8 protein-coding genes and 1 pseudogene are annotated in these 12,319 nt (G+C 58.1%); 3 read left to right on the forward strand and 6 right to left on the reverse strand.

Features of this window, described 5'->3' with window-relative positions; translation table 11 throughout:
* Positions 1–48 precede the first annotated feature (48 nt).
* The 3 genes from AC1DFB_RS08135 to AC1DFB_RS08145 all read right to left on the reverse strand — a co-directional run bounded on the left by AC1DFB_RS08135 (position 49) and on the right by AC1DFB_RS08145 (position 5,081).
* The gene (locus AC1DFB_RS08135) at positions 49–2,535 is read right to left on the reverse strand and encodes a penicillin-binding protein 1A (RefSeq protein WP_480922486.1); all 2,487 of its coding nucleotides are present in this window, start codon (positions 2,533–2,535) and stop codon (positions 49–51) included.
* Positions 2,536–2,630: 95 nt separating this feature from the next.
* The gene (locus tag AC1DFB_RS08140; RefSeq protein ID WP_170626681.1) at positions 2,631–3,851 is read right to left on the reverse strand and encodes an N-acetylmuramoyl-L-alanine amidase; all 1,221 of its coding nucleotides are present in this window, start codon (positions 3,849–3,851) and stop codon (positions 2,631–2,633) included.
* Between the two features lie 66 nt (positions 3,852–3,917).
* On the reverse strand, positions 3,918–5,081 hold the full coding sequence (locus AC1DFB_RS08145; protein WP_480922487.1) for a pyridoxal phosphate-dependent aminotransferase: 1,164 nt from the start codon (positions 5,079–5,081) through the stop codon (positions 3,918–3,920).
* Between AC1DFB_RS08145 and AC1DFB_RS08150 the strand changes: the two genes are divergently transcribed.
* From AC1DFB_RS08150 to AC1DFB_RS08160, 3 genes are read left to right on the forward strand one after another with little or no spacing between them, the layout of a single operon-like run.
* Positions 5,080–6,465, forward strand: a complete 1,386-nt coding sequence (locus AC1DFB_RS08150; RefSeq protein WP_170422466.1) for a M48 family metalloprotease — start codon at positions 5,080–5,082, stop codon at positions 6,463–6,465. The genes AC1DFB_RS08145 and AC1DFB_RS08150 overlap by 2 nt on opposite strands.
* Positions 6,462–7,220, forward strand: coding sequence for a DsbA family protein (locus AC1DFB_RS08155; RefSeq protein ID WP_170396556.1), 759 nt, complete (start codon positions 6,462–6,464; stop codon positions 7,218–7,220). The genes AC1DFB_RS08150 and AC1DFB_RS08155 overlap by 4 nt, the downstream gene beginning before the upstream one ends.
* A 22-nt stretch (positions 7,221–7,242) precedes the next feature.
* Positions 7,243–8,313 (forward strand): agmatine deiminase family protein, encoded by a 1,071-nt coding sequence (locus AC1DFB_RS08160; RefSeq protein WP_480922488.1) that lies wholly within the window; start codon positions 7,243–7,245, stop codon positions 8,311–8,313.
* A 6-nt stretch (positions 8,314–8,319) separates the two neighbouring features.
* Here AC1DFB_RS08160 and ispG read toward each other — a convergent pair whose 3' ends face one another.
* The 3 genes and pseudogenes from ispG to hemA all read right to left on the reverse strand — a co-directional run bounded on the left by ispG (position 8,320) and on the right by hemA (position 12,079).
* The gene (gene ispG, locus AC1DFB_RS08165) at positions 8,320–9,441 is read right to left on the reverse strand and encodes a flavodoxin-dependent (E)-4-hydroxy-3-methylbut-2-enyl-diphosphate synthase (RefSeq protein WP_170396552.1); all 1,122 of its coding nucleotides are present in this window, start codon (positions 9,439–9,441) and stop codon (positions 8,320–8,322) included.
* 70 nt (positions 9,442–9,511) lie between these two features.
* Positions 9,512–10,726: a helix-turn-helix domain-containing protein gene (locus AC1DFB_RS08170; protein ID WP_170403043.1), complete on the reverse strand. Its 1,215-nt coding sequence runs from the start codon at positions 10,724–10,726 to the stop codon at positions 9,512–9,514.
* A gap of 130 nt (positions 10,727–10,856) precedes the next feature.
* A pseudogene (hemA, locus tag AC1DFB_RS08175) lies at positions 10,857–12,079 on the reverse strand (5-aminolevulinate synthase).
* Positions 12,080–12,319: the final 240 nt, after the last annotated feature.

Below are 12,319 nucleotides of genomic sequence, written 5' to 3' on the forward strand. Positions count from 1 at the left end.
AGAGGTGCGAGGCACCACAAGACGACTGAGCCGGGAAACTTGGGCGGATCAGTAAAGCCCGCCGCCCTGCAGATCGCCCTGGCTGGCATTGGGGCCAACGGTGATCGTATCCCCGGTTGAGGTGGTCACCTGACGGCCCGAACTTGCCTCTTCAAACAACGGCAGGTCAGATCCCATCGCGAAGCCACCGTCATAGACGCGATCGATAAAACCATCCACGCCATCACGGAAATACTCGGCGACCACATATTCTCCACTCGCGTCTTCTGGCAGGCGCGCGCCGCTGAAACGGTCAATCTTGATGAAATGGCCACCTGGAGGCACCTCGAACGGGCCACCGCCGTATTTCTCGACTGCTTTTTCCATAAAGCTTTGGAACACAGGGCCGCACAAGGTGCCGCCGTAGGCTCCTCGGCCCATGGGGCGCGGGCGGTCATAACCGATGTAGCAACCGGCCACGATATTTGAGGTGAAACCGATGAACCACGCATCCTTGGATTCGTTCGTGGTGCCGGTCTTCCCCGCTGTGGGCACGGGCAGGTTCACAACACGCGATGCAGTGCCGCGATCAACCACGCCCTTCATCATCGACGTCAACTGGTAGGCGGTGATGGCATCCATGACCTGGCTGCGATCGGTGAGGATCGTGGGCGATTCATCAGGCTCAAGCCAGCTAGAGTTACAATCGACGCACTGGCGATCGTCATGGCGATAGATGGTCTTGCCAAACCGGTCCTGAATACGGTCGACCAACGTTGGTTCGACCCGTTCACCACCATTGGCGAACATCGCATAAGCAGCAACCATCTTATACAGCGTCGTCTCTTCTGACCCCAGCGAGTTCGCAAGGAACGCCCCCATCCGATCATAGACGCCAAACCGCTCGGCATAGCCCGCAACAACGGGCATGGTGACTTCTTGCGCCAGACGGATGGTCATCAGGTTCCGCGACTGTTCGATCCCGGTACGCAAGGGCGTTGGACCGTAAAACTTGTTCGTCGAGTTCTTGGGTCGCCACAGTCCCTGCGGTGTATTCACTTCAATCGGCGCATCCACAACGATCGTTGCGGGGCTGTATCCGCTGTCTAGCGCCGCTGCATAAACGAATGGCTTGAAGCTGGACCCGGGCTGGCGCTGCGCCTGAGTGGCGCGGTTGAATACCGTGTCCTGATACGAGAACCCACCCTGCATCGCCAGAACACGGCCCGAATTCACGTCCATCGCGACAAAGCCGCCCTGCACTTCTGGCACCTGACGGGCAGACCACTGCCCCTCTTCGCCAGCCATTACCAGAATGACATCGCCGCGTTTGAAATTGTCCTGGAAGTTGCCCTGCATCCATTTGATGTCTTCGCGCGGGACGGTGCCATCTACTGGGCCATCTTCGATCCCGACCGTCAGGGATTGGTCGGCCACGTTCAGAACAACGGCCGGATACCACTGCGTCGGCAGCACCACGTCGCGGGGGATTTCCATGATCGCCAGCGCCTCGCGCCACTGTGCTTCATCCGCCAGCTTCTCCTCGGCGATGACCTCGCCTGTGCCGCGCCACCGCCCGCGAGAGCGGTCGTATTTCTGCAGCGCCGTGCGTAGGGCTTTCGCCGCTTCGACCTGCATTTCCTCATCCACCGAGGCGCGTACGGTGAAACCGCCAGTGAAGAACTCACCCTCGCCAAAATCCTCGCTCAACTGGCGTCGGATTTCGTCGGTGAAATAGTCACGCGGCGGCAGTGCAGTGCGGAAGCTTTCAAAATCCCCGTTCTGAACCGAACGCAAAGGCATCTCGACTTCGGTCTCATAGGTGGCCTGATCGATATAGCCGTTCTGTTGCATCTCGCGCAGCACATAGTTGCGGCGGTTCAGCAAACGTTCTTTCTGCCGCACAGGATGGTAGTCCGATGGTGCCTTGGGCATCGCCGCCAGCATCGCGGCCTCATGCGGGGCCAGTTCCTGCAGAGTTTTGTTGAAATAGGTCTGCGCTGCAGCGGTCACACCATAAGAGTTCTGGCCCAGAAAGATCTCGTTCATATACAGTTCGAGGATCTGTTCCTTGTCCAAGGTATCCTCAAGCCGGGTGGCGAGGATAATTTCCTTGATCTTGCGCTCGGCCCGGCGGTCACCGGACAAAAGGAAGTTCTTCATCACCTGCTGCGTGATGGTTGACGCACCACGAACGGTTTCGCCTTTAGTGCGCACTGCCTCGACCCCGGCAGCAATGATCCCACGCGGGTCATAGCCCTGATGGGTATAGAAATTTTTGTCTTCCGCCGAGATAAACGCCTGTTTTACCAGATCGGGAATTTCCTCGGACGGCGTGAACAGGCGGCGCTCCTGCGCAAATTCGTCGATCAGCTGGCCCTCACCCGAGTAAATCCGGCTGATCGTCGGTGGTTTGTATTGTGCCAATGATTCATGACTGGGCAGGTCTCGGCCATACATCCAGAACACCGCGCCAACGACCAGCGCGGCCATAAAAATACCTAAGGTCACGAGACTGAAAATTGCCCCGAAGAACGAAAGAATGAACCGGATCACGTTACTGCCTTTTACTCGCGATGACGCCTATATAGTGTCGCCCCCGCGCAGGGTCAAAACACGAAAGGCTACAATGGCTGTTTTGCGCCGCTGCGTCATTGTCCGATCAGAGATCGCTTCACCAGATCGTCCCGACGCCAGTTCTCAAGCCCCTGCACAAGCCCATGCGCCATGGATGCGCGCCAGTTTGGATCAGAGATGTTCTTGAAATCGCGCGGGCTGGACAAAAAACCCAACTCAACCAGAACCGATGGGATATCGGCTGCCTTCAACACCGAAAACGACGAAGAACGTAGCGGACGACGATTCATCGGGCCTCCCTGCTGCGTCATTCCATCCACCAGCGAGCGCGCCAGTGCGCTACTGCGTGGCACAGTCTCTTGCCGAGCCAGATCCAGCAACACATCAGCGACCTGATCGTCTGCACCGCTGAGATCAATACCTGCGATCAAATCACTCCGGTCATGCCGTTCGGCCAGCTTTTGACTGGCAACGTCTGAAGCTTCCTCTGAAAGAGTGTACACGACCGACCCATGCGCCAGCCCTTCGGAAAGCGAATCCGCATGCAGTGAGATAAACACGTCAGCCCCGGCCTGATGTGCCAGCGAGATACGGCGTTCGAGCGAGACGAATTGATCGTCAACACGCGTCATCACCACTTCGAAACCGCCGGTACGCAGCAGCGCCTCTCGCAGCTCTCGCGCGAAGGTCAGCATCAGTGTTTTCTCATTTGTATCAGCGAATTCTGCCCCGGGATCAATGCCGCCATGCCCGGGATCCAGCATGACCCGTACCGCCCGCACACCGTCGCGCCGTGGCAGTGCCGGTGTCACTGCGGGTTCCGGCAAATCCCAGCCGGGCTGACGGGGGGCACCTGCGCTGGCTGCAAAACTGTCAAAATCAGTGCCTTTTAGGTGCAGCGATAGTTGAGCAGTGCCCGTCGCCTGATCAACCCGCAGATCAGCTGTTTCCACCGCCAGCGGAGCGCCCAGCTCCAACACCAGACGCGACCAACCGGGCACGTATGCCCCGAATTGAACACCGCTGATCCGGCTGGTTTGTAGGAAGGTCTCGCGGTTCAGGCCAGACCAGTCGACCTCTTGGAAATCCAGAACCACGCGGTATGGATCGCGCAGCGTGAACACGCGGTATGGCACGCCTTGAGTCAGCCCAAGTTCGACCCTTACGCCGGTATTACCATCATCGACGATGCCGCTCTGGTCCGGAAGGACGCGTGCGAGCGCGCTGAAGTCCTGCGCGACAGCGACACCGTTCAACGCCCAGATCAGGGCGATTGCGTAGAAAATCCTGCTCATGGCCTCAAGTTATCCCGAGATCGTTTGAGGCAGAGCCTATCGCATGACGCCGCCTTTGTGAACGCTTTAGGCCGATTGCGGGATCGCACCTCGCTTGGCCATAAAACGTTGCAGCCGATCCAGCCCTTCCTGAATGTCTTCGGTCGATCGCGCATAGGAAAATCGCAGCGTCGTGTGCCCGCGCACCGGGTCGAAATCCAGCCCCGGCGTCACGGCAACCCCGGCTTTGTCGAGAATCTCGGCTGCAAATGCCCGGCTGTCATCGGTCAAGTCTGAGACATCCGCGTAAACATAAAACGCCCCATCCGGGGGTGCGATATTGGTAAATCCGGCCTTGGGCAACCCGTCCAGCATCATCAGACGATTGCGGCGGTATACATCCAGATTGGCCTGCAATTCGTCGTCACAATCCATAGCAGCCAATGCGGCCACCTGACTGGCGTGAGGCGCGCAGATGAACATGTTCTGGGCAATCCGCTCAACCACCCGTACCTGATCTTCGGGCACAACCATCCAGCCAACGCGCCAACCGGTCATCGAGAAATATTTGGAGAATGAGTTGATCACATAGCACTCATCCGTCAGCTCCAGCGCAGTGACGGCTTTGGCCTCGTATTCCAGCCCGTGGTAAATCTCGTCACTGATGAACGATGCACCCTGCGCGTGCGCCGCATCGATCAGCGCCTGCATCGCCGCATGATCCAGCATTGTCCCAGTCGGGTTGGCAGGCGAGGCAACCATCAATCCCTGCAAATCAAGCCCCGCGAAATCGGCGGGCACCGGCTGCAGCCGGTTTTCCGGTGCTGTCGGCAAGTCTACCGGCACCAAACCCAATGCTTTCAGGATTTGCCTATATGAGGGATATCCCGGGGCACCAATCCCCACCCGATCACCGCTGTCGAACAGAGCGGTAAAGGCGAGCAAAAACCCGCCCGAAGATCCCGGTGTGATCACCACCCGTTCTGGATTGAGATCAACGTCATACCATTCGCCATACATCTGCGCGATCCGCTGACGAAGAGCGGGCAAACCCAAAGCCACCGTATACCCAAGCGGCCCTTGTTCCATGGCCTTCGCCAATGCTTCGGTTGCCCCTTTGGGTGCGCCGGTCCCCGGTTGACCTACTTCCATGTGAACGACATGCCGCCCGGCTTCTTCCGCCTTGCGCGCGGCCTCCATCACGTCCATCACGATGAAGGGATCGACCCCGGAACGGGTTGAGTTTCTCATGGCCATCTCCCATGTTGCAGCCATGGCTTTTGAACGCTTATCCCGGCTGGCGTCAATCCCGGCCGTGTTGCTGCTGGCAGTGACATGGTCGATCAGCGCCATGCAGGCCAGCGCGCAAAGCCTTATCCGCGATCCCGACATTGAACACGGGCTGCAAGAGCTCGCCTTTCCGATCCTGCGGGCCGCTGGCCTGAACACCAACCGGGTGCGCGTACTGATCGTCAATGATGGTACGTTCAATGCCTTCGTGATCGATTACAACACGATCTATATCAACTATGGCTTGATCCTGAGCGTCGATACGCCCGAGATGCTGCAAGCGGTGATCGCACACGAGGCCGCGCACATCGCCAACGGCCACCTGGCCAGACGCTCAGAGAACCTGCGCGCGGCACAACGTAACGCGCAGCTTGGGACACTTTTAGCGCTTGCAGCCGCAGCCGCAGGTGGCGGAGAAGCTGCTGCAGGAATTGCAGCGGGCACACAAGCCTCGGCGCTGCGCAGCTTTCTGGGCCATACGCGGGCCGAAGAAGCCTCGGCGGATCGAAGTGCTGCCAGCTATTTGCGTTGGGCGGGAGTATCTCCGCGCGGGATGGTCAACCTGCACCGTAAGTTCGCGGGGCAAGAGCTGTTGAACCCCGTCAATCAAGACCCCTACATGCGCTCACACCCTACCAGCCGCGAACGTTTGCGCGCGGCCGAGGCCTTTCTGAACGAATTCGGCGACAAGGCAGAGCAAAACGCAAATGCCGATTACTGGTTCGCGCGGATCAAAGGTAAGTTGTCAGCCTTTCTTCGATCCCCGACCTGGACCATGCGTCGCGCGGGCGAAGAAAAAGATCGTGACATACGCCTGATGCGCGAGGCATCGGCCCATCATCAAAATCGCGATCTCGCCCGTGCCCGCGCCGCAATCGATGGTGCGCTGGAGATTCGCCCTGACGATCCGTTTTTTTATGAATTGAAGGGCCAGATTCTATTGGAGAACCGGCGCGTGCGCGAAGCTGTGGATGCCTACGGTGCAGCCGTTGATATGGCGCCCAACAATGCCCTGATCCTCGCCGGTTACGGACGTGCTTTGCTGGCGGATGGCAAGACGAAGAAAGCCCTGCAAGTGCTTGAAAAGGCGCGCGCACGCGACTATCGCAATGCCCGGCTGATGCAGGATCTGGGTTCTGCCTATTCGCAGGTGGGCAACAACGGAATGGCGTCTGCGGTGACTGCAGAACGCTATGCGCTGCAGGGCCGACTTGATGATGCGGGCATACATGCTAAACGGGCTGTTGCACAGCTCCCCGAAGGCTCTCCGGGTTGGCAAAGGGCACAGGATGTGTTGATTGCCTCGGAGCGCGCAAAGAAGAAGAAAAAGAGGAAACGGAAATGATCCTGAGACATGCTGCACCGGCCCTATTGGGTCTTTCCCTGATCACTGGTCCTGCGCAGGCGCTGGAATTGAACGCGATGAGCGACGCCGAGAAGGCCGAGTTTGGCGCACAGGTGCGCGAATACCTTCTGGAAAACCCCGAAGTGATCCTCGAGGCGATCAACATCCTTGAGGAACGCAATGCCGTTGCCGAGGCTCAGGCTGACAAGGAGCTTGTCGCGGCCAACGCTGACGAGCTTTTTAATGACGGTTACAGCTGGGTCGGTGGCAATCCGGACGGCGATATTACTCTGGTCGAGTTCATGGACTACCGTTGCGGTTACTGTCGACGCGCCGTGCCCGAAGTGGCCACCCTGCTGGCCGAGGACGGCAATATCCGTCTTGTGATTAAGGAATTGCCGATCCTGGGCGATGCCTCTGTAGCGTCATCCCGCTTTGCCATCGCAACAAAACAGGTGGCCGGAGACGATGCCTATAAGCAGGTCCATGACGCTCTGCTGGAATTCAGCGGCGAGCCCTCCGAGGTGACCCTGCGCCGGATTTCAGATGGGCTGGGTCTGGACAGCGACGCGATCATCGCGGCAATGAACAGCGATGAGGTCACCGAAGAAATCGCAAAAACCCGCGATCTGGCGCAAAAGCTGCGGATTTCAGGCACACCGTCCTTTGTTCTGGGCACCGAAATGATGCGCGGGTACCTGCCCGCAGACCAAATGCTCCAGATCGCAAATGGTGTTCGGGCAGAACAGGGTTAAGTCATCACTGTGGGTTTCCAGCATGGATCGACGGAACCTCTTACTCACTGGAGGTGCGCTGAGTTTTATGGGCCTGTCTAAGCAAGCCCTCGCTCAGCGCACCTCAAACTTCTTTGTACCGGCGGAAGAAGCGCCCCACGAACGCACATTTATGCAATGGCCGGTCAGCCGCAAAGTTTACCGTGACCAGATCTTTCTGGATATGGTGCAACAAACCATCGCGGAAATCGCGAACGCCATTTCCGCCTTTGAACCCGTGACAATGCTTGCGGCGGCAAAGCACCATGCGGATGCGCGTCAAAAACTATCCTCATCAGTCGAGCTCTGGGATGTTCCAACCGAAGATTTGTGGTGCCGCGACGCGGGTCCAATCTTCGTGATCGACAATCGAGGCGGGATTGCGGTCACTCATATCCAGTTCAACGGCTGGGGTCGGAAACAGGTGCACAAACACGATGCGCGGATCGCTGCCAAGGTTGCCGACCATCTCGGTCTGCCCCTGCTTCCGACCGGCTTGAAAGGCGAGGCCGGCGGTGTAGAACAAGACGGTCATGGGTTGATCATGGCCCATGAAAGCTCATGGGTGAATGAGAACCGCAATCCAGACCTGTCACGCAATGAAATTGAATCTCGATTACTGGCTGCATATGGGGCCGACCGCATGGTCTGGTCCGATGGGGTCTGGGGCGAGGATATCACCGATTACCACATCGACAGTCTGGCGCGCTTCACCGGCCCTGGGCGCGTTTTGATCAACCTGCCAGACGAGCCGGATATGGATGATCCGTTTCATGTCGCGGCCCTTGATACTCATGACCGTCTCGTCGCCGAAGGATTGCAGGTTGAGGTGATCCCTGAACCCAATAGGCGCCGAGTTAACGATCCCGAATTCGTGGCGTCTTATGCGAATTACTATGTTTGTAATGGCGGCATCGTGATGGCCCAGTTCGGAGACCGCGAAACCGATGAGATTGCACAGATGGCCCTAGCTCGTCACTACCCCGGGCGCGAGAACATTGCATTGAATGTCGACGTATTGGGCGAGCTGGGCGGCGGCATTCACTGCGCAACACAGCAAATGCCTGTTGCATAGGCCTTGTTACTCAGCAGCTTCAGCTGCCGCATCCAGCTCTGCTGCCTTCTTTTCGACCTCTTCAACGATGTGATCAATCATCTGGTCGTTTGACATCTTGTGGCTGGCTTTGCCTGCCAGATAGACCATGCCCGAGCCTGCCCCGCCACCGGTGAAACCGACATCGGTCATCAGCGCCTCACCCGGACCGTTCACGACACAGCCGATGATCGACAGGCTCATGGGTGTCTTGATGTGTTCCAAGCGATGCTCCAACGCCTCAACCGTTTTGATTACGTCAAAACCCTGTCGCGCGCAGGAGGGGCATGAGATGATGTTCACGCCGCGATGGCGCAGGCCCAGAGATTTCAGGATCTCATAGCCGACCTTGACCTCTTCCACCGGATCAGCAGACAGGCTGACGCGGATCGTGTCGCCAATGCCCATCCACAGCAGATTGCCCAGACCGATGGCCGATTTGATGGTGCCGCTGACCAGCCCTCCGGCCTCGGTGATGCCCAGATGGATGGGCGCATCCGTCGCCTCGGCAATGCCCTGATAAGCCGCGGCTGACAGGAATACGTCGCTGGCCTTCACACTGATCTTGAAATTGTGAAAGTCGTTGTCTTCGAGAATACGGATATGCTCCAACCCGCTCTCGACCATCGCTTCGGGGCACGGCTCGCCGTATTTCTCAAGCAGGTGCTTTTCCAGGCTCCCTGCGTTCACCCCGATCCGGATCGAGCAATTGTGGTCTCGCGCGGCTTTGATGACCTCTTTCACCCGTTTTTCATCGCCGATATTGCCCGGATTGATCCGCAGACAGGCCGCACCGGCCTCGGCGGATTCGATTCCGCGACGGTAGTGGAAATGAATATCAGCCACGATAGGAACAGGGCTTTCGCGCACGATCTCTTTCAGCGCTTTTGACGAGGCCTCATCCGGGACCGAGACCCGCACGATATCCGCCCCCGCCTCTGCTGCCGCCTGCACCTGTGCCACGGTCGCAGCCACATCGGTGGTCAGCGTGTTGGTCATGGTCTGCACGGCAATCGGTGCGTCACCTCCGACGGGCACATTGCCAACCATGATCTGGCGGGATTTGCGGCGATAGATATTGCGCCAAGGGCGCACGTGATTGAGCGACATGAGGATCGATCCGGATCAGCCTGAATTGACCCTTAGATAGTTCGCCATCCCTTGGGGAGCAATGCCAAGATCACTCGGCGGGCGCTTCTGCCGCCTCGGTCTGCAACTCGGCCACCAGTTGCTTGAGTGCGCTGTTCTGATCGGCCTCAAGATCGGCAACTGCGAAGGTTTCTGCAACGGCATCCTTTGACAGAACAACACCTTTGGCCACCGTACCCGGCGCGCCCACAGGACCAAAGTGTTCGCCATTCATCGAGAAATAGACCGACCCCGCGGCTCCTGCTCGCAGTTGCGGGGGTTCCTCGGTGAGCGGCACTTCAAACGTGCTGCCCTGCTCAACGGTGCCCAGAGTTCCTTCGAAAATCACGCTGCCATCGGCTGCAGTGACACGCATCCAAGCAGGGTTCACGGCCACGATCTTCAGCGTCGTATCCAGCTTTTCAACCACTTGAGGCAAGGCCGGGCGTTCAACCGTATGAACTTCGGTCACTTTGATTTGCGGAGGTTCAGGCGCGCGGAACGTTCCGACATTGCGCGGATCAAGGGTGGAAATCGGCGCATCGCGCGCCACCAGCACCGGCACATCAAGTGCCTGCGGACGATACAGACGATCCAGCGCTTCAGAGCTTGGCACCTCGGCGCTGGCCAGTTCCGTTGCCTCGGGCCGGGCCTGCGCGGCATCCAGCGGGTCAAGGTCTGTAAGCACGACGGGGGCCTGCTCAACCGGGCTGACCTGCACCTGCTGAATGCGGTTCAGAACCGACCAGCCCCCATAACCGATGCCGCCAATGACGGCCAACAGCACCAGCGTCGATCCAATAGCACGCGGTTCAATCTGGCTGACTACGGATTCGCGGCCCGGAATATAAGGCGTATTGGGCGAGACAAACGGATCACGTCCCATCGGCCCGCGTGAGGGCAAACCACCTTGCGCCTTTTTGACCACCGACGCCTCGGCCGACATGCCATGCGCAACCTCGAAACCGCTTTCCTGACAGAAGGTCGCAAAAGTCTCATCGGGGTTCATGCCCAGATAGCGGGCATATGAACGCACATACCCGGCGATGAAGCCGGGTGTGTCAAAGGCATCGGGATCTGCATTTTCGATGGCGGCGATGTAGTTGGCTTTGATTCGCAGTTCACGCTGCACATCCAGAAGCGACTTGCCCATCGTTGCACGTTCGCCGCGCATGACATCGCCAAGCCGTACCTCATAGTCATCAAAACCCTTGGGTCTGACGTCCATGTCTTCTTCGGAATCGCGCTGTGATCTGCGCCCAATCATTCCTGCTGCCCCATCTTTGCCTGTCGCGTGTTACGCGCAAACGTCGAATCGCCCCTATAACGATTCGTCCGCTTCTTTTGTTAGCGTAAGCTTAACACGCAGCAAACTCGTTGCACACTTTAGCGTGAGGTTATCCAGCAAGTTCGGCGCGATTTAGCGCACAATGTGACCAAAGTTCGTCCATCGCCTGCACCAGACGGTTCATTTCGTCGGGTCCATGCACCGGAGATGGCGTAAACCGCAGACGTTCGGTGCCGCGCGGAACGGTCGGGAAATTGATTGGCTGCACATAGATACCATAGTCATCCAGCAGCATATCGCTCAACTTCTTGGTGTGGACGGGGTTACCAACGATCACCGGCACAATGTGGCTGCCGTGATCAATCAGAGGCATGCCAAGTCCTTTCAGCCTCAGCTTAAGAATGCTGGCCTGGGTCTGGTGCTGCTCGCGCAGTTCAGGCGCGCGCTTGAGATAGGCCACCGAGGCTGCCGCCCCTGCCGCAACCGCAGGTGGCAGCGAGGTAGTGAAGATAAAGCCCGGCGCATAGGACCGGATGGCGTCACACATCTTGGCACTCGCCGCGATGTAGCCGCCCATGACACCGTAGGCTTTGGCAAGCGTTCCGTTGATGATGTCAATGCGATGCGCCAACCGATCACGCTCGGTTACGCCCCCGCCGCGGGGGCCGTACATGCCAACCGCGTGAACCTCATCAATATAGGTCAAAGCACCGAATTCATCGGCCAGATCGCAAATCTCTTCAATGGGTCCGAAATCGCCATCCATCGAATAGACCGACTCAAACGCGATCAGCTTGGGGGCTGCAGGGTCATCAGCCTCAAGCAACTCACGCAGATGTGCCACGTCATTGTGGCGGAAGATGCGTTTGGCCCCCCGTTGCGGCGCACGCCTTCGATCATCGACGCATGGTTCAGTGCATCGGAATATATAATCAGGCCGGGGAACAATTTTGGCAGAGTGCTGAGTGTCGCGTCATTGGCGATATAGGCACTGGTGAATAGCAGTGCGGCTTCTTTGCCGTGCAAGTCCGCCAATTCAGCTTCCAGCCGTTTGTGATAGACTGTCGTGCCTGAAATGTTGCGCGTCCCGCCCGAGCCTGCGCCTGCGGCCTCCACCGCCTCGTGCATGGCCTCCAGAACAACAGGATTCTGACCCATGCCCAAATAATCATTGCCACACCAAACGGTGATGTTCTGCTGCGAACCATCGGGACAAGTCCGTACCGCATGCGGAAAATGACCGTTCCGGCGTTCAATATCGATAAAGGTCCGATAACGTCCTTCGTCATGCAGCCTGGCAATCGCTGTATCGAGCTGAGCAGTATAGTCCAACGGACCCTCCTTGGATGCCCGGTTATTATAGCCCCGGGCGACTTTTTTCGCCACTTCACAAGCCGGGCTGGAAGTATGGCGTCGCGTTCATCTGTCCAACTGGCCTACAGCCGAACAGCCGAACCCAACTTTGATTTGCATCAAATAACGCCAAACGCCTAAACCGACAAGCAAAGTTACGACCACAAGACGCGAGGAAACGCCGCAGGCCTTTCCCCCAGATCCAGCACAGAAACCTGC

The sequence above is a fragment of the Ruegeria sp. S84 genome (assembly GCF_056583445.1).

Bases quoted from the DNA above. Each gene is read 5' to 3' on its own strand.
- AC1DFB_RS08140 (WP_170626681.1), bottom strand. From the start codon at position 3,851: ATGAGCAGGATTTTCTACGCAATCGCCCTGATCTGGGCGTTGAACGGT.
- AC1DFB_RS08150 (WP_170422466.1), top strand. From the start codon at position 5,080: ATGGCCATCTCCCATGTTGCAGCCATGGCTTTTGAACGCTTATCCCGG.
- AC1DFB_RS08145 (WP_480922487.1), bottom strand. From the start codon at position 5,081: ATGAGAAACTCAACCCGTTCCGGGGTCGATCCCTTCATCGTGATGGAC.
- AC1DFB_RS08155 (WP_170396556.1), top strand. From the start codon at position 6,462: ATGATCCTGAGACATGCTGCACCGGCCCTATTGGGTCTTTCCCTGATC.
- AC1DFB_RS08160 (WP_480922488.1), top strand. From the start codon at position 7,243: ATGGATCGACGGAACCTCTTACTCACTGGAGGTGCGCTGAGTTTTATG.
- ispG (WP_170396552.1), bottom strand. From the start codon at position 9,441: ATGTCGCTCAATCACGTGCGCCCTTGGCGCAATATCTATCGCCGCAAA.
- AC1DFB_RS08170 (WP_170403043.1), bottom strand. From the start codon at position 10,726: ATGATTGGGCGCAGATCACAGCGCGATTCCGAAGAAGACATGGACGTC.